This window comes from Bradyrhizobium sp. USDA 327 (assembly GCF_041262065.1).
In the GTDB taxonomy this organism is placed as follows: Bacteria; Pseudomonadota; Alphaproteobacteria; order Rhizobiales; family Xanthobacteraceae; genus Bradyrhizobium; species Bradyrhizobium liaoningense.
The window spans coordinates 5,558,680-5,580,152 of record NZ_JBGCCW010000001.1 but is presented as its reverse complement, the minus strand read 5'-3'; the positions used below and the strand labels follow the sequence as shown (position 1 = coordinate 5,580,152).

General features: G+C 65.6%; 17 protein-coding genes. 7 read left to right on the top strand and 10 right to left on the bottom strand.

Annotation, left to right across the window (positions count from 1 at the left end):
• Positions 1-298 precede the first annotated feature (298 nt).
• On the bottom strand, positions 299-2,032 hold the full coding sequence (locus tag ABIA42_RS26295; RefSeq protein WP_370119688.1) for an adenylate/guanylate cyclase domain-containing protein: 1,734 nt from the start codon (positions 2,030-2,032) through the stop codon (positions 299-301).
• A gap of 376 nt (positions 2,033-2,408) precedes the next feature.
• Here ABIA42_RS26295 and ABIA42_RS26290 point away from each other — a divergent pair, with 376 nt between their 5' ends.
• Complete coding sequence (locus tag ABIA42_RS26290; RefSeq protein WP_370123906.1) at positions 2,409-3,938, top strand: glycosyltransferase family 39 protein; 1,530 nt, start codon at positions 2,409-2,411, stop codon at positions 3,936-3,938.
• Between the two features lie 183 nt (positions 3,939-4,121).
• On the opposite strand, the gene ABIA42_RS26285 is transcribed toward ABIA42_RS26290, so the two are convergent.
• Positions 4,122-5,150, bottom strand: a complete 1,029-nt coding sequence (locus tag ABIA42_RS26285) for a YcjF family protein (RefSeq protein WP_370119691.1) — start codon at positions 5,148-5,150, stop codon at positions 4,122-4,124.
• The gene (locus ABIA42_RS26280) at positions 5,147-6,616 is read right to left on the bottom strand and encodes a YcjX family protein (protein ID WP_370119694.1); all 1,470 of its coding nucleotides are present in this window, start codon (positions 6,614-6,616) and stop codon (positions 5,147-5,149) included. The genes ABIA42_RS26285 and ABIA42_RS26280 overlap by 4 nt, the downstream gene beginning before the upstream one ends.
• Positions 6,617-6,797: 181 nt before the next feature.
• Between ABIA42_RS26280 and ABIA42_RS26275 the strand changes: the two genes are divergently transcribed.
• Positions 6,798-7,493, top strand: a complete 696-nt coding sequence (locus ABIA42_RS26275) for a hemolysin III family protein (protein WP_370119697.1) — start codon at positions 6,798-6,800, stop codon at positions 7,491-7,493.
• Positions 7,494-7,550: 57 nt separating this feature from the next.
• Positions 7,551-8,345 (top strand): SDR family oxidoreductase, encoded by a 795-nt coding sequence (locus ABIA42_RS26270; protein WP_271527723.1) that lies wholly within the window; start codon positions 7,551-7,553, stop codon positions 8,343-8,345.
• A gap of 134 nt (positions 8,346-8,479) precedes the next feature.
• Here the strand turns inward: ABIA42_RS26270 and ABIA42_RS26265 are convergent, their stop codons facing one another.
• Positions 8,480-8,941 (bottom strand): MarR family winged helix-turn-helix transcriptional regulator, encoded by a 462-nt coding sequence (locus ABIA42_RS26265; protein WP_370119700.1) that lies wholly within the window; start codon positions 8,939-8,941, stop codon positions 8,480-8,482.
• 74 nt (positions 8,942-9,015) lie between these two features.
• Between ABIA42_RS26265 and ABIA42_RS26260 the strand changes: the two genes are divergently transcribed.
• On the top strand, positions 9,016-9,792 hold the full coding sequence (locus tag ABIA42_RS26260; protein WP_370119703.1) for an SDR family NAD(P)-dependent oxidoreductase: 777 nt from the start codon (positions 9,016-9,018) through the stop codon (positions 9,790-9,792).
• Between the two features lie 91 nt (positions 9,793-9,883).
• Here ABIA42_RS26260 and mdlC read toward each other — a convergent pair whose 3' ends face one another.
• The 4 genes from mdlC to ABIA42_RS26240 form a co-directional block, all read right to left on the bottom strand.
• Positions 9,884-11,506, bottom strand: coding sequence for a benzoylformate decarboxylase (gene mdlC / locus ABIA42_RS26255; protein WP_271527720.1), 1,623 nt, complete (start codon positions 11,504-11,506; stop codon positions 9,884-9,886).
• A gap of 175 nt (positions 11,507-11,681) precedes the next feature.
• On the bottom strand, positions 11,682-12,533 hold the full coding sequence (locus ABIA42_RS26250) for a MaoC family dehydratase N-terminal domain-containing protein (protein ID WP_370119707.1): 852 nt from the start codon (positions 12,531-12,533) through the stop codon (positions 11,682-11,684).
• A gap of 14 nt (positions 12,534-12,547) precedes the next feature.
• Complete coding sequence (locus ABIA42_RS26245; RefSeq protein WP_370119710.1) at positions 12,548-13,651, bottom strand: CaiB/BaiF CoA transferase family protein; 1,104 nt, start codon at positions 13,649-13,651, stop codon at positions 12,548-12,550.
• 10 nt (positions 13,652-13,661) lie between these two features.
• Complete coding sequence (locus ABIA42_RS26240) at positions 13,662-14,831, bottom strand: acyl-CoA dehydrogenase family protein (RefSeq protein ID WP_370119713.1); 1,170 nt, start codon at positions 14,829-14,831, stop codon at positions 13,662-13,664.
• Between the two features lie 125 nt (positions 14,832-14,956).
• Here ABIA42_RS26240 and ABIA42_RS26235 point away from each other — a divergent pair, with 125 nt between their 5' ends.
• Positions 14,957-15,877, top strand: coding sequence for a LysR substrate-binding domain-containing protein (locus ABIA42_RS26235; RefSeq protein ID WP_271527715.1), 921 nt, complete (start codon positions 14,957-14,959; stop codon positions 15,875-15,877).
• Positions 15,878-16,154: 277 nt separating this feature from the next.
• Here the strand turns inward: ABIA42_RS26235 and ABIA42_RS26230 are convergent, their stop codons facing one another.
• A complete protein-coding gene (locus ABIA42_RS26230) occupies positions 16,155-17,429 on the bottom strand; it encodes a cytochrome P450 (RefSeq protein ID WP_370119716.1) in 1,275 nt (424 codons plus the stop codon).
• A gap of 192 nt (positions 17,430-17,621) precedes the next feature.
• Positions 17,622-18,887, bottom strand: coding sequence for a cytochrome P450 (locus ABIA42_RS26225; protein ID WP_370119719.1), 1,266 nt, complete (start codon positions 18,885-18,887; stop codon positions 17,622-17,624).
• 309 nt (positions 18,888-19,196) lie between these two features.
• Here ABIA42_RS26225 and ABIA42_RS26220 point away from each other — a divergent pair, with 309 nt between their 5' ends.
• Positions 19,197-20,342, top strand: a complete 1,146-nt coding sequence (locus ABIA42_RS26220) for a YjgN family protein (protein WP_370123909.1) — start codon at positions 19,197-19,199, stop codon at positions 20,340-20,342.
• A 3-nt stretch (positions 20,343-20,345) separates the two neighbouring features.
• Positions 20,346-21,455, top strand: coding sequence for a M48 family metallopeptidase (locus ABIA42_RS26215; RefSeq protein WP_370119722.1), 1,110 nt, complete (start codon positions 20,346-20,348; stop codon positions 21,453-21,455).
• Positions 21,456-21,473 lie beyond the last annotated feature (18 nt).

The window sequence follows — 21,473 nt, the reverse complement described above, 5'->3', positions numbered from 1 at the left end:
TCGTTGGATCGCGGTCATCACCGCGATCCTGCGTTCATCTGTCGCAACGATTTGGATGATGTCAATTGGTGCTTTCGCAGCAAGCCCATGCCGCCGTGTTGCAGCAGGCCGGTGTTACGTCCGTGGTGAAATTGAGCCGGGCTGTAACCGCAGTCTCGGTGCACCTCTCCCGCTTGCGGGAGAGGTCGCGCCGAAGGCGCGGGTGAGGGCTTTCTCCTCCAGGGGATTGTCCCGTTGTGGAGATACCCTCTCCCCAACCCTCTCCCGCGAGCGGGAGAGCACTGCCGCCGTGGCTGCCTTACGCCGCGACGCGCTCGGTTCGATCCACCAGCGCCGCCAGCTCCCGCGCATCTGCAATCACCCGCACCGCCATCGGCTCGTCGCGGCCGCGTATTGCGGCCTCCTGCTGCGGCAGGGCGTCGTCGGCGAGGTCCGCGGTGCGGAGGATTTCCTCCGAGACGATCGCTTCGCAGGCCAGGGTCTTGGTCATGTCCTGCAGGCGGGCGGCGACGTTGACGGCATCGCCCAGCGCCGTGAAGACGATGTGGTCGCGATAGCCGATGTCGCCAATGATGACCTCGCCGCCGTGGATGCCGATGCCGAAGCGGATCGGCTGGCGAAGATCGTGGCTCAGGAGCTCGTTGAGCTCGTCGATATGCGTGGCGATTCCGGCGGCGGCCTTCAGCGCCTGCCGGCACGCGGTTCGCGGCTCGGCCGACAGCCCGAACAGCGCCAGCATGCCGTCGCCGACGAACTGGTTCGGCAGGCCGCCATTCTCGATGACGGCCTGCGAGACCGCACCGAGGAAGCGGTTGACGATGAAGACCGTGTCGAACGGCAGTCGCTTCTCGGCAAGCTGCGTCGAGCCGCGCATGTCCACGAACAGGCTGACGAGATAGCGCTCCTGGCCGATGCTGGCGGGCGTCGAAGTCTGCGTACTCGCGGAGAGTGTGTGCGGTGTGAAGAGCTGGAAGAAGGAGAGGTCGGCGGTCGGCCGCAGCTGGCAGGCGAGCCTGATCGATGGATCGGAGGTGCCGACGCGGGTGAGCACGAAGGCCTCGCGCTGCGACGGCTCGGGCAGGGCGCCATGGTCGCCGATGATGCGGATGCGGCAGGTCGAGCAGCGAGCGCGGCCGCCGCAGACGCTGGCATGCGGCACGTTGTGGCGCAGGCTCGCTTCCAGCACGGAGAGGCCTTTTGGCACGCGCACCGTCTTGCCGTTTCCGTAGGACAGCGCGATCATGCCGCCGCGCCGCTCGCGCAAGGCCCGCGCGCCGCGCGCCACCAGCGCCAAGGCGAGCAATCCGAAATAGCCGATGGTGAGGCCGCCCGCGATGCGGTCGAGCGTATTGCCTTCAGCGACCGTGCCGACCTGACGGCGGGTGAGGTTCTGGGTACGCCATTCTCCATCTTCGCTCTCGACGGCGACGCTGCGGCCGCCCTGATAGATGCCGAGCAGCGACAGCGTCGGGATAAGCACGGCGGCCGCGAGCAGATAGGGCGCCGCGCGCGTGAAGAACGGCTTCAGGCGAAGCCAGAAGAAAATGCCGATGCAGCCGTGCACCCATGCAATGAGGAGCAGGATCGTCATCTGCCAAAGCCGGCCCGGCGCTGCGACGAAGAACAGATAGAGCTCCTGCGGATAGAGCTTCTGATGATCGTACAGCGTGTAGCCGAGCCGCACCCCGACCACGTGCCCCATGACCAGAGCGGGGATGCTCAGGCCCAGCACCAGCTGGAGCGGCTCGATCGTCCGCCAGCGGAACTGCCGGCGCTGATACAGGGCGTAGATGCCGAGGCCCATATGGGTGAGTGCAGCCGTGTAGAACACGATCGCGACGGGGAGGAACTGCCAGAACAGGGTATGATAGTAGACCCCGACCTCCATGGCATCCACCGAGATGTTGCCGAGCGCATGGTTGAGGAAATGGCTGACCACATAGGCGAACAGGATGACGCCGCAGATGAGCCGCAGCTGCCGGACGCCGGTAGCGCGGACGAGTTCGGGCATGTGTACGGGAGCGGTGGCCATGATTCGCTTGTATCAGTTCACCAAGGAGAACAGCCAGCGTAGCGTTTAATTCCTGATGTGGACAGGCTGCGGGATCACTTGCGCGGCAAGGAGCCACACACACCGCCCTCGCCCCGGACAAGCGCGCCCTTAGGCGCGCGCCGATCCGGGATCCACAACGAAAGGATCGGATTGGGCGCGAGCCGGTAACCACGGGTTTCCGCCAAACACTTCCCTGGGGCCATGGTCTTGGATCGGCGCTCGCTTGTCCGGGACGACAGTGAGAATGGGGCCCCCCGCATTGACACCCCCTCTCAGGTTGGCGAAAAGCGCGGCCGTGACGACAGCCCCTGACATCTCCGTGCCCCTCCGCGGCGCCGCGCGCCGGCCGCTCGTGATGGCCGCAGCGATCATCGCCGCGATGACCGTGCTGCGCATCGTCTACGCCTCCGCCATCGAGCTGCGCACGGACGAAGCCTATTACTGGACCTGGTCGAAGGAAACGGCGCTCAGCTTTCTCGATCATCCCCCCGGCATCGCCTGGATGATCCGCCTCAGTACCGCGATCCTCGGCGACACCGCGCTCGGCGTCCGCTTCGGCGGCATCGTCGCAATGCTGGTGACACAGCTGCTGCTCGCCGACATCGTCCGCCGCCTCACCCATGATGCGCGCGCGATCATGTTCGCGGTGCTGATGCCGGAGGCCGCGCTCTATTACGGCCTGCTGATGGCCAAGGTCGCGCCCGATGTCGCGATGATCCCGTTTGCGGTCGCGATGATGTGGTCGCTGGTGCGGCTCGCACAGGGCGGCGACGGCCGCTGGTGGCTCGCGGCGGGCCTGTTCGCAGGCCTGTCGATGCTGTCGAAGTTCACCGCGATCATGTTCGCGCCGGCGGTTGCCGCCTTTCTGCTGGTACCGGACTGGCGCTGGCGCTGGCTGCGGAGCCCTTACCCTTACCTCGCCGTGCTGGTTGCGATCGCCGCGTTCTCGCCGGTGCTGATCTGGAATGCGCAGCACGACTGGGCCTCGTTCCGTTTCCAGGGCGTGCGCGCCACCGCCAATTACGGCATCTCGCTGCGGACGATCGGCGATTACATCGGCCTGCAATTCGGCCTGGTCGGCTTCGTCATGCTGCCGGTGGTCCTGACGGGCCTGGTGCTGACGGCGTGGCGCGGCTATCGCACGCGCGAGCCGGTCGCGATCCTGCTGTCGACCGCCGTGCTGGTGCCGTTTCTATATTTCCTTGCGAAGTCGATGACGCTCCGGGTCGGCGATACATGGCCGATGTTCATGTGGCCGGTCGGCTTCGCGGCCACCGCGGTGAACCTCGCAACGATGACGAAAGAGGGATGGTCGGCCCGAATGCTCAAATCGCCACTGTTCTGGGCCAGGACCGCAATCGTCTCGGGCATCGCCTTCGTCGTCATCGTGTTTCTCTATTACGTCGCCGCGCCCTGGAATTTCCTCGGCAAGAGCGATCCGATCGGCGCCGAGGCCGGCTACGAGCAGGTCGCCGCGCGCGCGCAGGCTGCGCTCGACGAGACCGGCGCGACCTGGATCGCGACAACGGACTACCGCACCTACGCCATGATGCGCTGGCTGTTCAAGGGCCGCGTGCCCGTGATCGAGATCAACGAGCGCGGCCGCTTCCAGGATTTTCGCGACCCCGGCATGGACAAGATCAGGGGACAGGCCGGCGTCTATGTCGGGCGCGCGCCGGACGATCGTTCGTCGCTGTGGCAGAACATCCCGGCCAAGCGCGAGCAGCTCGGCGAAGTCGAACGCCGCTGGCGCGGCCTCGTGATGGACACCTATGTGCTTGAAAAGCTCACCGGCTGGACCCCGGAGCTTTCACCGCCGAAGGACTCGCCGCTGTTCCAGTGGAAGGTGCTGGCGGGAGAATTCGAAAAGCGGGAGCGCGCCTAGCCGCCTTCTCTCACCCTCCCCTGGAGGGGGAGGGTCGATCGCGCGAAGCGCGAGCGGGGTGGGGTGATCTCTCCGCTCGGGCACTGTTCGAGGCGGAGAGACTGTCACCCCACCCCGTCTCATATTTCGCTGCGCTCAATATGAGCCGACCCTCCCTCTCCAGGGGAGGGTAAGCAAGAGCCGCTACTCCTCCCCATCCTTCTTCCGCAGCAGATCCGTCGCGAGATCCGACAGTTTCGGCGGCGGCAGTGCCGCGAACGGCAGCGGCCTCGTGACGTCGATGGCGGCAAGGCCCAATCGGGCGGTCAGCAATCCATTGAGCACGCCCTCGCCCAATCGCTGCGATAGCTTCGCCGCGATGCCATGGCCGAGCATCTGCTGCACTAGGCTGTCGCTCGCGGCCATGCCGCCGGTGATGGCGAGATGAGCGATGACGTGGCGGAGCAGGCGGATCATGCCGAGCGCGCCAGGGCGGCCGCCATAGAGATAGGCAAGCTGGCGGATCAGGCGCAGTGCGGCGACGAACACGAACAGCACGTCGATCGCCGCGCGGGGCGAGACCGCTGTGACGATCGAGACTTTTTGCGCGGCTGACGACACCAGCCGCCGCGCTTCCGTATCCAGCGGGGACATCAGTTCGCGCTCGGCGAGCCGGATCATGTCGGCGCCGTCGATGATCTCGCCGGCATGGCTCTCCAGCGTGGCGCGGGCTCGCGCGAGCTGCGGGTTCTGGTGCGCGATCTTCAGCAGGTCCTGTACGATGACGCGGCTCTCGGCGCGATCGTCACTGGCGAGCACGTCGGCGGCGCGTTGATGCAGCTTCTCGATTGTTGCGAGGCGCGCCAGTCCAAACGCCTCGCGTCCGATCACGACGGCAAGCGCCAGCGCCGTGACGAGCGCGAAGGCAAGCCCGACGAAGCCGAGGCTCTCGCTGCGCGCGAACAAATCCTCGATCAAATGGACGACGCCGAGCCCGACCCCGAGCAGCGTCAACCCGGCGAGCCCGGACCAGAACAGCGCGCCCCAGGGAAAGCGGCGCCGCGCGGGAAGTGTGGCCTGAATCGGCACCGGCAGCGTCGATGGATCGCTCTCCGGTGTGATCTGAATGGTGCCGCGACCGAGCCGTCCCGTCTCGTCGGCCTCGGTGACGACGACGCCGGGATCGTCGAGCCGGAACGTCGCCGGCCGCCGCTGCTGGGATCGCTCGGTCATGACAGCTTGTCTCCGATCAGGAACTGCAGGGCACGGTCGAGGCGGATGTGTGGCAGTGCCGGCTCGCCGTTGCCCTCGCGTTCGAGCTTGGGCGGGCGGAAGCGCAGGAAGCGGAAGTCGCTTGTCTCGGCCGCCTCCGTCGAGAGCCCGCGGAATGCATCCGTGTCGTTGAACAGCGGCTCGGGATCGACGGGCAGATCCCCCGGAAAGGTCGCGACTTCCGTGTTGCCGTCGAAGAACTCGCCGCCGGCGCTTTCGCCCGCGGCCGGAGTTCCCAGGATCGACGGCAATTTGTCGCGGCCACGGGACACCTGCGCCTCGCGCGTGGCGCGGACGGCGGCGAGTGCAACGACGTCGATCGCCGCACCGGTATTTTCCGCGCGCGCGACGGCGCCCGCAACGGCGCGGCGCAGCACGGCCTCGAGCCGGTCGTGGCTGGAATGATGCAGATGGTCCGCCTTGGTCGCAGCAAACAGGATGCGGTCGATGCGCGGCCGAAACAGGCTGGAGAGCAAGGTGCTGCGGCCGATGTTGAAGCAGCCGAGAATGCCGGCAAGCGCGGCTTCGAGATCGTGCAGCGCCTCGGGCCCGGAGTTGAATGCGGCGAGCGCGTCCGCCAGCACGATCTGGCGATCGAGCCGCGCAAAATGATCGTGGAAGAACGGCCGCACCACGACGTCCTTGTAGGCCTCGAAGCGGCGCACCATCATCGCCCAGAGCGAGCCGTCGGGCGCCTGTCCGCCAGCGGGCAGATCGAGCGGCGCAAAGGTCAGCGCGGGGGAGCCTGCGAGATTGCCGGGCATCAGGAAGCGGCCTGGCGGCAACAGGCTCATCGCGAAGCGCTCCTCGCGGCACGCGTGCAGATAATCGGTGAAGAGCTTTGCGGCCGTCAGCGTCGCCTGCTCGTCCTCGCGCGCTTCGGGCTTGAGCGTTGCGAGATGCGCGTGCCAGTCCGCCGCGAGATGTGCCCGCGGTGCCTCGCGCGACAGCGCCAGGCTTTCCGCCGACCATTGCTCATAGCTTTTCTGGAGCAGCGGCAGATCGAGCAGCCATTCGCCGGGATAGTCGACGATGTCGAGCGTCAAATTGCGGTCCGCACCGTTCGGGCGCTGGTACTCGATCACGAGCCTGAGCTCGCTGATATCGACCGTCGAGTTCGGCCAGCGCCGTTCCTCGATCAGCGCGCGCAGGTGGTTCTCATAGGCAAAGCGCGGCACGGCGTCGTCCGGCTGTGGCGCCAGATGCGCCCGCGCGATCCGGCCGGAGGCATAGGCTTCGAACACCGGAAACCGGCCGCCGCGCGTGAGCCCGTGGATCAGGGCGGTGATGAATACGGTCTTACCTGCCCGTGACAGCCCGGTGACGCCGAGCCGCACCGTGGGGTTGAAGAAGTGCTCGCCATAGTCGATCAGCGCCCTTGCCGACAGCCGCGCCTCTTCGACCATATCCTGGAAACTGAATGCCATATGAACGTTAGAGGATCCGGGGCGGGAGGAATGTGCGGCCGTTCACAAAAGTGGCAATTGCGTGAGGAAAATCAAGCTCCATACTTCCACCGCCTTTGTCGGCCAGTCAGCCGTTTGAACGACGCGCCGATCCCGAAACACCCATGCAAGAGGACGATTGCCTCACGTTAGCGGATTGCCCATGACCGTCTTCCAATTGAAAGAGTTCGCATCCAGCTCCGTACACGCCGCAGCCGACATGGTCGGCTGGCATTACGACCGCGCCGAGCTGATCGCCGATGGTGTCATCCACGCGATCGGCGTCTTCGCCGGTATCGTTGCCGTGACCGTGCTGGTGGTGCTGACGGCGATCTATGCCGATGCGACCGACATCGTCGGCGTCTCGATCTACGTCGCCGGCCTGCTCTCGATGCTGGTGCTGTCGGCGACCTATAATCTCTGGCCGGTCTCGCCGGCCAAATGGCTGCTGCGCCGGTTCGACCATTCCGCGATCTATCTGCTGATCGCCGCGACCTACACGCCGTTCATCCTGGAGGTGAAGGACAGCGTGTTCGCGCTGGTGCTGCTCGCCGGGGTCTGGTGCGTGGCGATATCAGGCATCGTGTTGAAGCTTCTCTATCCCGGCCGGTTCGACCGCGTCTCGGTCGGCATCTATCTCGCGATGGGCTGGAGCGGCATGATGCTCTACGACGCCGTTGTCAGGGCGTTGCCCGCGCTGGTGCTGGGCTTCATCGTTGCGGGCGGCCTGCTCTACAGCTTCGGCGTGATCTTCCACGCCTGGCGGCGTCTGCGATTCCAGAATGCGATCTGGCACGGCTTTGTCTTGGCCGGCGCGGCATGCCATTATACCGCGGTGCTCGACCTCGTGTTGAGCTGAGCAAGCTTTCCGCGAAGCGGTATAAGAGACGCGGTTCAAGGCAAGAGGAGACGTCGCATGCAGGTGACCGGCAAGGTCGTGGTCGTCACGGGCGGCGCAAACGGCATCGGCAAGGCGCTGTGCGAAGCCTTTCACAATGCGGGTGCAGCCAAGGTCGTGGTCGCGGACATGGACGCCGCCAATGCGAGGGCGGTCGCGGCCATGGTTGATGGCGCCGCCTTCAAATGCGACGTTGCTCAGGAAAAGGACATCGCTCACGTCATCGAGGAGACCGAACGTCAGTTCGGGCCGATCGACCTGTTCTGCTCCAATGCCGGCATCGGCGGCGGTTTCGATCCGATGTCGGAAAATGCCGGCGGCGCCTCGGATGAACCCTGGCAGCGCAGCTGGGCGATCCACGTCATGGCCCATGTCTACGCGGCGCGGCATCTCGTCCCGCGCATGAGGGCGCGCGGCGGCGGCTATTTTCTCAACACCATCTCGGCCGCGGGTCTGCTGTCGCAAGTAGGCAGCCCCGCTTATTCGACGACCAAGCACGCTGCGGTCGGCTTTGCCGAAAATCTCGCGATCTCGCACAAGGCCCACAACATCAAGGTCTCGATCCTCTGCCCCCAGGGCGTCGACACCAACATGCTGCGCTCGATTCCCAAGGGTCCGCAGTCCGGCGACGGCGACCTGACGCCGGAGCAAGTCGCGAAAGACGTGCTCGCCGGCCTCGAGCAGGAGACGTTCCTGATCCTGCCGCACCCCCAGGTGCTCGGCTACATGCGCAAGAAGACCGAGAACTACGACCGCTGGATCGGCGGCATGGCCAAGATCCAGGCGAAGATGCGGGAAGAGTTCGGGAGGTAAGATCTCGTAGCCCGGATGAGCGAAGCGACATCCGGGGCCTTCTTTGTTGAGGATCCCGGATATCGCTGCGCTCATCCGGGCTACGCAATCGCGCCAAACACTCGCCGTCGTCCCTGCGCAGGCAGAGACGATACCTATGATTGGGTAGCCGCCTCCTCCTCCACCCGGCTCTGCCGCAGTGCCCGCGCATAGAGCATCATGCCCTCGCGCACGATGCGCTGTTCGGCCGGCGTCAACGCCGCCAGCGCACCACGCACCTGCTGCCGCCCGAACGCATGCAGCGCTTCCAGCGTGCGGCGGCCCTTCGCCGTCAGCGACAAGAGCTTGCTGCGCGCATCAAGCTCGTCAGGCGTCTCCCTGAGCTCGCCGCAGTCGATCAGCTTGCGCACCATGCGGCTGACGCTCGATTTCTCCAGACGCAGGAAATCACCGAGTTCGCCTGACGTCATCGGGCCGCGGATGCCGATCTCCAGAATGGTGTGGACCGCCGAGGGCGGATAGTCCGATGCCGCCACCGTCGCGTCCATGAAGCCGAGCTCGCGCACCATCAGGCGCGAAGCGGCGCGGATGTCGTCGATCAGCAAAAGCTCGGCCATCTTGACTCCGGCATATAGTTGTATCATACAACTATATGGGCGCAACGCCGCGCGCAAGCGTTTTGGAGTGGACGATGAGCGGAACTTTGCCAACCGGGATGCGGATGAGGGGCAAGATCTGCCTCGTCACGGGCGGCGGCAGCGGCATCGGCCGCGCCACGGCGCTGAGGATGGCGGCCGAGGGAGCCCAAGCGATTTTCGTCGCCGGCCGGCGCGAAGCCGAGATCGACGCCGCCGCCTCAGCGTGCCGCGAGCTCGGTGCGGAGGCCGTCCCCGTCAAGACCGATATCACGAAGGAGGACGACGTCGCGCGGCTGGTGCGCGCGGCGGTCGAGCGCTGCGGCCGGCTCGACGTTGCCTTCAACAATGCCGGATTCCAGGAGCGCCGCGCGCCGCTGGAGGAGCAGGGCACCGAGACCTACGACAGCGTGTTCGACACCAACGTCCGCGCGCTGTTTCTCTGCCTGCGCCACCAACTGCCGGCGATGCTCGCGCAAGGCCGCGGCAGCATCGTCGTCAACGCCTCCGTCAGCGGCGTGCGCAATCCCAATCCCGGCTTCTCGCTCTACTCGGCCTCGAAAGCCGCCGCGATCTCGCTGACGCGCTCGGCGGCGATGGAGAACGCTCCGCGCGGCATCCGCATCAACGCCATCGCCCCCGGCCGCGTCGTCACGGACATGATGCTGCGTGCCGGCGTCGGCGACGTCGCTACCGTCAGCGCCGGCCTGCCGCTGCGGCGGATGGGAAGCCCGGAGGAGGTGGCGGAAGCCGTGGTGTGGCTGTCGTCCGACGCGTCATCCTATATCGTCGGGCACGTGCTGGCGGCGGACGGCGGATTTTTGGCGTCGTAGCTTCGTAGCCCGGATGAGCGCAGCGATATCCGGGTGAGGTTCGCGATTGCGATTCCCGGATGTCGCTGCGCTCATCCGGGCTACGGCAGCGTCAGTGCTTCTGCCCGTACAACACCGGCACCGCCGAATCCACGATGACCTCGACTAGGCTCGTGCCTGCATAGGCCATGCCGCGCTTCAGCGCTTCGCCCAGCTCCGCCGCCTTGCTCACCCGCACCGCATGGCAGCCCATGCCTTCGGCAAGTTGCACGAAATCGATTCCCGGCAGCTCCAGCCCGGGCACGTTGCGCACCTGCATCACCTGGCTGAACGAGCGCATCGCGCCGTAGCCGGAATTGTTGATGACGACGACGGTGAGCGGCAGTTTTCGCTGTGCGGCGGTCCACAGCGCCTGGATCGAATACATCGCCGAGCCGTCGCCGATCAGGCAGACGGTGCGGCTGTTCGGCTTGCCGAGCGCCATGCCGACGGCGGCGGGCAGGGAGTAGCCGAGACCGCCGCTCGACATCGTGTAGAAACTGTCCTGGCCGCGCATCGGCATGAACCTCTGCATCGCCGGCCGGTGCGAGGGCACTTCCTCGACGAGTGACGTCCCGTCCGGCATCGCTTGCGACAGCGAGTGCAGCAGGAATTCAACCGGCAGAGGATCGGCGGCTTGCGGGGCCGGCGGCAGCGTGCGGCCCTTCGGCGCCGCGCGCTTGCTCTCCGGCAGCAACTCGAGCAGCATGGTCAGCGCCGGCTTCATCGTCGCGATGATGCTGGTGCCGACCGGTGTCACGGCGGCGGCATCCGGATCATCGGTGATCTGAAAGATCGTCGTCCCGCCATCGAAGATCGCGGCATGGCCCTCGACATGGAACGTGAACACCGGCGCGCCGATCACGACGACGACATCGTGCTCGCGCAGCGCGTCGGACAATTGCGCGGGTGAAGCGTGCAGGAATCCCGCAAATTGCGGATGCCGCTCGGGGAACGAGCATCGTGCCGAGAACGGGCTGACCCAGACGCTGGCCTTGGCCTTCTCGGCCACGCGCACCATCAGATCGACCGCGGCGGCGCGATCGACGCCGGGACCGACGACGAGGGCAGGGTGCTTTGCGGAACCGAGCGCGGCGACCAGCGCCTTCATCGCGTCAAGCTCGGGCCCGATCTCGCGGCTGACCTTGCGTGCCTCCACGGGAGCAGCCGCATGCGCCCAGTCGTCGATCGGGATCGACACGAAGGTCGGCCCGCATGGCGGCTGCATCGCCGTGTAATAGGCCCGCGCGATCGCGGCCGGCACGTCCTCGGGCCGCGCCGGCTCGACGCTGTATTTGACGTAAGGCCGCGGGAATTCCGACGCGCGCTCGGCATAGAGGAACGCCTGCAGCGGCAGGATCGAGCGCGCCTGCTGGCCCGCAGTGATCACGAGCGGCGTCTGGTTGCGATGCGCGGTGTAGATATTGCCGAGCGCATTGCCGACGCCTGCCGCCGAATGCAGATTGACGAAGCCGGCATTGCGCGTCGCCTGTGCAAAGCCGTCGGCCATGCCGACGGCGGAGGCCTCCTGCAGCGCCAGCACGTAGTCGATGTCGTCGGGCCAGTCGCTCAGGAACGGCAGCTCGGTCGAGCCGGGATTGCCGAACACCTTGTTGATGCCAAAGGCCCGCAGCAGGTCGAGCGTTGCCTGCTTCACGGTGACGGACTTGCTGCCGGTCTTGCCGTTCTTGGACATGGTTTCCGTCCCCTTCTTAGTTCCTTATCCTGAGGAGCGCGTCTTCGCGCGTCTCGAAGGATGAAGGCCCGGCTGGTGGCCTCGCCCTTCGAGACGCGCGCGAAGGGGCGCGCTCCTCAGGGTGAGGGTCGAACTTCCCACATCGCCGCGGCACTCGCAATGCGAGGAGACAGCGTCACCACACCGCCGTGCCCTTCATCGTCGGCTGTCCCTCCGCGTTCGCGGTCCACAGCTCCATGCCATCAGCGGTCTCGTTGGCGTTGATGGAGAACTCCGTGCCCTCGAACAGCGGCTGCAGGCCGCGATAGGTGAACTTCTTCGGCGCCTTGCCGTCGCGAAGCTTGGCGGCCATCTCGATGATAAGCGCTGCCTGCAGTGGTCCGTGGAAGATCAGGCCCGGATAACCCTCGACCTTGGTGACGTAGTCGCGGTCGTAATGGATGCGGTGGCCGTTGAAAGTCAGCGCGGAGTAGCGGAACAGGAGCACGGGATCCGACAGATGGGTCTCGCGGTGCTGCGCCTTCGGCGGCGGAGGCGGGGCCTTGCCGCCAGCGGGCGCGCTGCTCGTCATCTCGCGATAGACGATGTCCTGCCGCTCGCGGATGGCTGTGCCGCGCGGCGAGGAAATGCTGTGCTCGACCGAGACGAAGCACAGCGTGCCGGTCGAGCCCGATTTCACCTGCACGTCGGCAATGCGCGAGGTTCGCGTCGATGCGTCGCCGACGCGAAGCGGCTGCAGGAATTCGATCTCGCCGCCGGCCCACATCCGGCGCGGCAGCGGCACCGGCGGCAGGAAGCCGCCGCGGGTCGGGTGACCGTCAGGCCCTAACATCGACATCGGAAACACCGGCTGCGCCAGGCACCAATGCACCGTGAACGGCGCGGCTTCACCTGTCTTGGGCTCGCCGACCTCCTGGAACAGCGTCGCGCGCAAACCCATGACGAGGTGCGCAGTGACGGTATCGGTGGCCTCCTGGCTGCGGCCGATCCATTGCCGCAAATGATCGATGTCGAGCTTTTCGGTCATGACGCCTCGCTCTGTCACTGCCTGGACTTTGGATTTTCGCCGATCGCGGGCACGGCGCCATAGCTCCGCGTCTCGCCGACGATGATCGGCGCCGGCGCGGGATAGCTGACGCGGCCGTTCGGCGTGTCGACCTCGATCCGGCGCAGATGCGGATGGTGGGAGAGGTCGGCCATGGTGTTGACCTCGGCAAAGGCAATGTCGGCATCCGACAGCCGCTTCAGCAGCTCGTCGCGCGTCATCCTGCCGAAGGCGTCAGCCACCGTCTTGTCGGTGAAGTCGCGGTTGCGCACGCGCTCGACCATGTTGGCGACGCGCGGATCGGCGGGCAGGTCCGGCTGGTCCAGCACCTTCGCACACAGCGTCTTCCATTCGCGCTCGCTCTGGATCGAGATCAGGATGTCCTTGCCGTCCTGCGAGGTGAACACTCCGTAAGGAGCGATCGAGGGATGGCGCAGACCCATGCGCTTGGGCGGGTTGCCGGCTTCGGAGTTGAGCAGCGGCACGGTGCACCAGTCCGCCATCACGTCGAACATGGAGATGCGGATGTCGGCGCCCTTGCCGGTGCGCCCGCGCGCGATCAGCGCTTCCAGGATCGCCGCATGGGCGGTGGCGCCGGTCGCCACATCCACGATCGACATGCCGACGCGCGAAGCGCCGTCGGGATTGCCGGTGATCGAGGCAAGTCCGCTCTCGGCCTGGATCAGCAGGTCATAGGCCTTGCGGTGCGCATAGGGGCCTTCGTCGCCATAGCCGGTGATGGTGCACGAGATCAGCTTCGGATAGTCCTTCAACAGCCGCTCGCGCGAAAAGCCGAGCTTGTCCATCGAGCCCGGCTTGAGGTTCTGGATCAGCACGTCGGCGCTGGCGATCAGCTCCTCCAGCTCGGCGCGGCCTTCCTTGGTCGTGAGATCAACCACCGCGGATTGCTTGCCGCGATTGAGCCAGACGAAATAGCTGCTCTGGCCCTTGGCCGCCGCGTCATAGCCCCGTGCGAAATCGCCCTCGGGCCGCTCGATCTTGATCACTTCGGCGCCGGCATCGGCCAGGCGTGAGGAGCAGAACGGCGCCGCGACCGCCTGCTCGACCGCAATCACCCTGATCCCGTCAAGTGCTCCCATGCTGGCCGCCTCAGTACGAGCGGGGCATGCCGAGCACATGCTCGGCGACGAAGGACAGCACGAGGTTGGTCGAGATCGGTGCCACCTGATAGAGCCGCGTCTCGCGGAACTTGCGCTCGACGTCGTATTCCTCGGCGAAGCCGAAGCCGCCATGGGTCTGGATGCAGGCATTGGCCGCTTCCCAGGATGCATCCGCCGCCAGCATCTTGGCCATGTTGGCCTCGGCGCCGCAGTCGAGGCCGGCCTCGTATTTGCGCGTCGCTTCCTTCACCATCAGCTCGGCCGCCCGCATCGAGGCGTAGGCCTTGGCGATCGGGAACTGGATGCCCTGGTTCTGGCCGATCGGCCGGCCGAAAACGCTGCGCTCCTTGGCGTAGTTGGTGGCCTTGGCGATGAACCATTTGGCGTCGCCGACGCATTCGGCCGCGATCAGGATGCGCTCGGCATTCATGCCGGAGAGGATGTAGCGGAAGCCCTTGCCTTCCTCGCCGATCAGGTTCTCCGCCGGCACCTTCATGTCGGTGAAGAACACTTCCGTGGTGGCGTGGTTCATCATGGTGCGGATCGGGCGGATCTCGAGGCCGTTGTTCTTGGCCTCGCGCATGTCGACGATGAACACCGACAGGCCGTCCGTGCGCTTCTTGACCTGATCCTTCGGCGTGGTGCGTGCCAGCAGGATCATCAGATCGGAATGCTCGGCGCGGCTGGTCCAGATCTTCTGGCCGTTGACGATGTAGCTGTCGTTGCCGTCCTTGCGCGCGAAGGTCTTCAGCGAGGAGGTGTCGGTGCCGCTGGTCGGCTCGGTCACGCCGAAGGCTTGCAGGCGCAGTTCGCCGCTCGCGATCTTCGGCAGGTACTTCGCCTTCTGCTCGGCATTGCCGTGCCGCAGCACCGTGCCCATCGTGTACATCTGGGCGTGGCAGCCGCCGCCGTTGCAGCCCGCGCGCTGGATCTCTTCGAGGATCGCGGCAGCCGCAGAAAGCTTCAGGCCCGCGCCGCCATATTCCTCGGGGATCAGCACCGAGAGATAGCCGGCCTCGGTCAGCGCATCGACGAACGCCTTGGGATAGGCCATCTCGCGATCGAGCTTGCGCCAGTATTCGCCGGGAAACTGCGCGCACAGCTTGGCGACGGCCTCGCGAATGTCGGCGTGATCTTCGATGTGGTGTTCTTGACTCATGGCGTTTCCTGTTCGTAGCGGCAGTTAAGATAACGCCGGCCAATCCCCTGGCGTTGTGAAAACAACGCCAGCCCCCTATGCTCATTTGCTATAGCGTATGGAGTAGCCTTCCAGGATTGGCAAGCATGGATTTCCGGCAGCTCAGGACCTTCAGTTGCGTGGCGGAGCTCGGCAGCCTCTCCAAGGCTTCCGACACGCTGCGCGTGGCGCAGCCGGCGCTCAGCCGGCAGATCAAGCTCCTGGAACACGAGCTGCGCACCGATCTGTTCACCCGCAACGGCCGCGGCATGGTGCTGACCGAGGCCGGCCGGCTTCTGCTCGCGCGCACCTCCGGCATCGTGCGGCAGATCGACCAGATCCGCGACGACATCCAGTCGGCCAAGGGGCCGCCCTCGGGCCAGGTCGTGCTCGGCCTGGTTCCGACCGTGAGCTGCGTGCTGTCGGCGCGCTTTGCGCGGCGCTGCGTCGAAAAATTCCCCGGCATCTCGCTGCGCATCGTCGAGAGCTACAGCGGCCATCTCGTCGAATGGCTGCATCGCGGCGAGATGGATCTCGCCATCCTCTACGGCCGCTCGGCCGATCTGCATCTCAATGTCCAGAGTCTGGGACGCGACAACATCGTTGCGGTCGGCCCGCGCGGCTGCGGGCTGGCGCGCAAGAAGAGCATCGACATCGGTTGGCTGCTGCGCCAACGCCTGGTGCTGCCCAGTCATTCCCACGGTCTCCGTGCGCTGATCGAGCACGCGGCGGCCCAGCGCAAGATCAAGCTCAACGTCCAGCTCGAGGCGGATTCGTTCCGCGTGCTGACCAGCCTGGTCGAGGAAGGCCTCGGCTTCGCGCTGCTGCCGCCTTCGTCGGTCCACGGCGAGGTCGCGGACGGGCGGCTCGAAACCGCGCCCGTATCCAAGCCGATGACGCGCGAGCTCATCTTTGCCTCTCCGATCGATCGCCCGGCCTCGACGGCCTCGCTCGCCATCACCGCCCTCCTGCGCGAGGAAGTCGCCGCCTGCCGCAAGGAAGGCGTGTGGGACATCAAATTGAGTTAGATGCGCTCGTGTCGTAGAACAGTCAGGCGCCGTCTTGCCTTCGCATCTGGCGCGACCTGTCATGCCGGAATTTTATAGCCGGGGAGGTGTGATAGCGGAGCGTTAGGGGCGGTGTGCTCCCAGCCCCACCCTCGGTGTCATTGCCCGCGAAGGCGGGCAATCCAGTATTCCAGAGGCCGCACGGCTAGAGCCGAGAAGCCGCGGCGTACTGGATGCCCCGCCTTCGCGGGGCATGACAGCGGAGTTTGGAGAGGCGCTTTGGCTCAAGGCACTCCACCTACCCCGGAATCCGCACCGGCAGGGACTCATACCCCTTGATGAAGCTGGAATAGATCCGCTTCGGCTCGCCGACCACCTCGATGCGGTCGAACCGCTTCAGCATCTCTTCCCAGACGATCCGCAGTTGCAGCTCGGCGAGCCGCATGCCGACGCAGCGGTGGATGCCGAAGCCGAAGGACAGGTGGGTGCGCGGGCGCGGGCGGTCGATGATGAACTCGTTCGGCTTCTCGAACATCTCGTCGTCGCGGTTGCCGGAGACGTACCACATCACGACGCGGTCGCCCTTCCTGATGTGCTTGCCGCCGATTTCGGTGTCCTGCAATGCAGTGCGCCGCATATGTGCCAGCGGCGTCTGCCAGCGGATCACCTCCGGCACCATGGAATCGATCAGCGCCGGATTGGCGCGGAGCTTGTCGTACTGCTCCGGGTTCTCGTTCAGTGCCAGCACCGAGCCGGTCATGGTGTTGCGCGTGGTGTCGTTGCCGCCGACGATGAGCAGGATGATGTTGCCCATGAGGTTGTCGGGGTCCATGTGGCGCGTGGCCTCGTTGTGCGCCATCAGCGACAGCAGGTCGTTGCGCGGCGCGGAGTTGACGCGTTCGTTCCACAGCTTCGACATGTAGGCGTAGCATTCGTCCATCTCGCGGCGGCGCTCCTCTGCCGATGCGACGATGCCGCTCTTGGGCAGCGCGGTCGAGACGTCGGACCAGCGCGTCAGCTTGCGCCGCTCTTCCCACGGGAAGTCGAACAGCGTCGCCAGCATCTGCGTCGTCAACTCGATCGAGACGCGCTCGACGAAGTTGAAGGTCTCGTTGCGCGGAAGATTGTCCAGCACGGTCTGCGAGCGCTGGCGGATCAATCTCGCCAGCTCGTCCAGATGCTGAGGGGTGAACATCGGCGACACAGTCTTGCGCTGCGCCGAATGCCGGGGCTGGTCCATCGCGATGAAGCTTGGATAGTCGTAGCCTTCCGGCACGTCTCGGATCGAGATGCCGCCGAGCTTCGAATCCGAAGAGAAGATGCCGTGATTGGTGTCGACATGCATGATGTCGTTGTACTTCACCACCGACCAGTAGGGCTCGATCGGCGCGTTGGTGCAGTAGTGTACCGGCTCTTCCTTGCGCAGCCGCTCGAACCACGGCCACAGCGTGTCGTCCTGGAACAGCCTGGGCGCGCCGGGGTGGAATTGCGAAAGCGGCGTCGCATAGGCCTCCTCGCGCGCCCTGCGCATGCGTTCGATTTTGTCGGACTTGACCGGGGTCTGGATGTTCATCGTAGCGTGCTCCAGTGCTTCTGCTTAACCTCTCCCGCTTGCGGGAGAGGTCGGCGCGTAGCGCCGGGAGAGGGTTTTCTCCTCTTGGGGATTATCCCGTAGTGGAGATACCCTCTCCCCAACCCTCTCCCGCAAGCGGGAGAGGGGGCGCACCTTCCTTGTAGGCGACGTCGAACCCATCTTACTGCGAATTTACGCTGCAATCTTCACCGGCAACGTCTCGAGACCCTTGACGAAGCTCGAATAGACCCGCCTGGGCTCGCCGACCACGTCAATATGGTCGAAACGCCTGAGAATTTCTTCCCAAATAATCTTGAGCTGGAGTTCGGCAAGCCGCAAGCCCACGCAGCGGTGGATGCCGAAGCCGAAGGAAAGATGCGTGCGCGGGCGGGCGCGGTCGATGATGAAATCATAGGGCTTTTCGATCACCTCCTCGTCGCGGTTGCCCGAGACGTACCACATCACGACCTTGTCACCCTTCCTGATCTGCTTGCCGCGGAATTCGAAGTCGGAGAGCGCCGTGCGCCGCATATGCGCGAGCGGCGTCTGCCAGCGGATCACCTCGGGCACGAAGCTGTCGAGCAGATCAGGGTTTTCGCGCAGCTTGCGGTACTGCTCCGGGTGCTGGCTCAGCGCATAGATCGAGCCCGACATGGTGTTGCGGGTGGTGTCGTTGCCGCCGACGATCAAAAGGATGAGATTGCCGAGGAAGTTCCTGGCGTCCATGTCGCGCGTGGCGGCACTATGCGCCATCATCGACAACAGGTCGCTCTTCGGCGGCTGTTCGATGCGCTCCTTCCAGAGGCGGGAGAAATAGGCCGCGCATTCCGTCAGCTCGGCCATCCGTTCGTCCTCGGTGGCGACGAGGCCGTCGGGGCCGGGAATGGTGGTGGCGATGTCCGACCAACGCGTCAGCTTGCGGCGGTCCTCCCAGGGGAAGTCGAACAGCACCGCCAGCATCTGCGTCGTCAGCTCGATCGAGACGCGGTCGACCCAGTCGAACACCTCGCCGCGGGGCAGGTTGTCCAGGCACTCGGCCGAGCGCTCGCGGATGTTGATCGCGAGATTGTCGAGGTGCGTCGGCGTGAACATCGGGGCCACGGTCTTGCGCTGGGCCGCATGGCGCGGCGGGTCCATCGAGATGAAGCTCTCGCGGCGCAAATCCGGATCGATGTCGCGGATGGTGATGCCGCCGAGCGCTGAGGCGGAGGAGAACACCGCATGGTTGGTCTCGATCTCCATGATGTCGTTGTAGCGCGTCACCGACCAATACGGCCCGAACATCGAGTCCTTGCAGTAATGCACGGGATCTTCCCGGCGCAGCCGGTCGAAATAGGGCCAGAACGTATCCGTCCTGAACAGTTCAGGATCGCCCGGATCGAACTGCTCGAGCGGCAGTGACGTGGCGCGCGCGCGAAGTGCGTCGAGCTTGGTCGCGCTCTCGATCATCCCGTGCATGACCGTTCTCCCTGACTGAACCGCGCGTTCTCGTTGAATTCTGCGCTGCGGTATTTGATTTGCAATTACAGCCGGTTGTCTGCGTCGGGGCAAGGGAGAGTTTTGCCACATCCAACCTTCACGAGAGCGTCGGACGGCCGTCACGTCGCCACGCGAACGTGACCTCCCGCACGCCGCGCGGTGGAGAATCTTGCAAGAAGCCTATGGGAATCGAGGTAAATCGAACCCGCCCAGCTTGGGGATCGACTAACCTCTGATCTATAGTTGACCGCAACAGATCCGCACCCCGAGGTTGCCGACGTGAACGATATGCAATGGAGCCCCATTGGCTCCGAACCCTTGCCGCCGCCGCTGCCGCCCACGCGGGTCGATTTCTCCGGCAACCGCTCCGAGTTCCGCAGAATGGTCACCAGGGGTGCCATGCTGGAGCTCGTCACCTTCGGTTTCTACCGGTTCTGGCTGGTCACCGACATTCGCCGCCATCTGTGGGCCAACACTGCGATCGACGGCGATGCAGCCGAATATACCGGGCGGGCCAAGGAGCTTCTGATCGGCTTCCTGGTCGCGCTCGCGATCCTGGTGCCAATCTACCTCGCGTATTTTCTGATCGGTATCGAGTTCGAGCGCTGGCAGGGCTTCGCCTCTTTGCCGCTGTTCATCGGCTTCTACGCTTTCGGCCAGTTCGCGATCTTTCGCGCGCGGCGCTACCGCCTGACGCGCACGGTCTGGCGCGGCGTGCGGTTCTGGATGGACGGCTCGGGCTGGGCTTATTCGCTCCGCGCCATGCTGTGGGGCTTGCTCGTGTTCCTGACGCTCGGCCTGGCGTTGCCGTGGCGCGCAGCTGCGCTCGAGCGCTACAAGATGCAGCACACCCATTATGGCGAACTCTCCGGCGACTTCGAAGGCGACGGCTGGACCTTCTTCAAGCGCGGCTGGTGGCTGTGGCTGCTCAGCCCGGTCGCGCTCGTGATCTTCCCGCTGGCGCCGTTCCTCTACGCCGAGTTCAAGGCCCGCGAGTGGCGCTGGTGGCTCGACGGCATCCGCATCGGCGGCGTCAGCCTGTCCTCGGATCTGCCGCACGACGCGTTCTACGGCCTGTACTGGAAAGTGGTCGGCTGGTGGACGCTGCTCTCGGCCGCGTTCGGTGCTTACATGGTCGGCGGTACCTTGCTCGTCGTCCAGCTCACCGGCGTGCCGGTCGATCAGGTTTTCGAATCTGGCGACGGCGCGAACAGCATCCCGGTGGTGGCAATGATGGTGATCGGCTATTTCGCCGTAGCGCTGGCCATCAACATCGTCATGCGCGTCTATCTCCAGCGCGATCTCTGGGCGAAGGTGCTGGAGACCGTCGAGGTGCACGACATCGCGGCCGCGGCGGATGTACGTGGTCGCGGCGAGCTTGCCGGCGCGCTTGGCGAAGGGTTTGCCGATGGACTGGATGTTGCAGGATTCTGAGCCGTGAGTGACGTGTCCACCGAGGTCCCGGCAGGGTCCTCAAAGCCGACCATCTTCTTCGACGGCGTCTCGAGCCGCAGGCGTCGGGTGATGCTGACGCTCGGCGATTCGCTCGAAATCGCCGAGGACGGCGAAGCACCCGTTCGCTGGGCCTATGCCGATATCCGCCGCGCCGACGGCCCGGCCGGCGTTTTGCGTCTGGCCTGCACATCGGCCTCGCCTCTGGCGCGGCTCGAGATCCGCGACGCGGCAGTGGCGGCAGATGTGACCGCGCGCTGCCTGCACCTCGACGAGCACCGGACCACGCGCCGCGGCACTGCAAAGATCGTGGGCTGGTCGGTGGCCGCCGCCGTCTCCATCGTCTGCGTCGTCTTGTTCGGCGTGCCGCTCGCCGCCGATCGTCTCGCACCGCTGGTGCCGAAACCGGTCGAACGGCGCATCGGCGATGCCGCCGAAGTGCAGATGAAAACGATCTTCGGCCGCAGCGTCTGCGAAGATGCCGCGGGCAAGGCCGCCTACACCAAGCTCGTCAACCGGCTGCGCGATGCGGCCGGCCTCGACGACACCATGACGGCGGGCGTGCTGCCGACCTCGGTGCCGAATGCCTTCGCGCTGCCCGGCGGCAAGGTGTTCGTGCTGAAGGGCCTGCTCGACAAGGCCGAGAATCCCGACGAACTCGCCGGCATCCTCGCCCACGAGCTCGGCCATCTCAAGCATCACGACAACATGCGCGGCCTGATCTACAATGGCGGCACCTCGTTCCTGATCGGCCTCTTGTTCGGCGACGTCACCGGCTCCTCGGCCGTGATCTTCGCTTCGCGCAGCCTCGTCGAGGCTTCCTATTCGCGCGAGGCCGAGACCGGCGCCGACACTTTCGCGATCGAGATCATGCACAAGCTCGGCCGCTCGCCCAAACCCGCGGCCGAATTGATGTTCCGCATCACCGGCAAGGAGGGCGGTTCCGGTCTCACCACGATCCTCGCCAGCCACCCGCTGACCGAGGACCGCCTCGCGCGCATGACGAAGGAGGATCGTCCCGCCAGCGGCCCGCCGCTGCTGACCGACAAGGAGTGGCAGGCGCTGAAGGGCATTTGCGGCAGCGGGAAGGTATGACGGCCCGCGCTCAGCGCA

What these genes read in the sequence shown, in the direction of transcription:
- ABIA42_RS26295 (WP_370119688.1), bottom strand. Translation starts at nt 2,032, where the DNA reads ATGGCCACCGCTCCCGTACACATGCCCGAACTCGTCCGCGCTACCGGC.
- ABIA42_RS26290 (WP_370123906.1), top strand. Translation starts at nt 2,409, where the DNA reads ATGGCCGCAGCGATCATCGCCGCGATGACCGTGCTGCGCATCGTCTAC.
- ABIA42_RS26285 (WP_370119691.1), bottom strand. Translation starts at nt 5,150, where the DNA reads ATGACCGAGCGATCCCAGCAGCGGCGGCCGGCGACGTTCCGGCTCGAC.
- ABIA42_RS26280 (WP_370119694.1), bottom strand. Translation starts at nt 6,616, where the DNA reads ATGGCATTCAGTTTCCAGGATATGGTCGAAGAGGCGCGGCTGTCGGCA.
- ABIA42_RS26275 (WP_370119697.1), top strand. Translation starts at nt 6,798, where the DNA reads ATGACCGTCTTCCAATTGAAAGAGTTCGCATCCAGCTCCGTACACGCC.
- ABIA42_RS26270 (WP_271527723.1), top strand. Translation starts at nt 7,551, where the DNA reads ATGCAGGTGACCGGCAAGGTCGTGGTCGTCACGGGCGGCGCAAACGGC.
- ABIA42_RS26265 (WP_370119700.1), bottom strand. Translation starts at nt 8,941, where the DNA reads ATGGCCGAGCTTTTGCTGATCGACGACATCCGCGCCGCTTCGCGCCTG.
- ABIA42_RS26260 (WP_370119703.1), top strand. Translation starts at nt 9,016, where the DNA reads ATGAGCGGAACTTTGCCAACCGGGATGCGGATGAGGGGCAAGATCTGC.
- mdlC (WP_271527720.1), bottom strand. Translation starts at nt 11,506, where the DNA reads ATGTCCAAGAACGGCAAGACCGGCAGCAAGTCCGTCACCGTGAAGCAG.
- ABIA42_RS26250 (WP_370119707.1), bottom strand. Translation starts at nt 12,533, where the DNA reads ATGACCGAAAAGCTCGACATCGATCATTTGCGGCAATGGATCGGCCGC.
- ABIA42_RS26245 (WP_370119710.1), bottom strand. Translation starts at nt 13,651, where the DNA reads ATGGGAGCACTTGACGGGATCAGGGTGATTGCGGTCGAGCAGGCGGTC.
- ABIA42_RS26240 (WP_370119713.1), bottom strand. Translation starts at nt 14,831, where the DNA reads ATGAGTCAAGAACACCACATCGAAGATCACGCCGACATTCGCGAGGCC.
- ABIA42_RS26235 (WP_271527715.1), top strand. Translation starts at nt 14,957, where the DNA reads ATGGATTTCCGGCAGCTCAGGACCTTCAGTTGCGTGGCGGAGCTCGGC.
- ABIA42_RS26230 (WP_370119716.1), bottom strand. Translation starts at nt 17,429, where the DNA reads ATGAACATCCAGACCCCGGTCAAGTCCGACAAAATCGAACGCATGCGC.
- ABIA42_RS26225 (WP_370119719.1), bottom strand. Translation starts at nt 18,887, where the DNA reads ATGCACGGGATGATCGAGAGCGCGACCAAGCTCGACGCACTTCGCGCG.
- ABIA42_RS26220 (WP_370123909.1), top strand. Translation starts at nt 19,197, where the DNA reads ATGCAATGGAGCCCCATTGGCTCCGAACCCTTGCCGCCGCCGCTGCCG.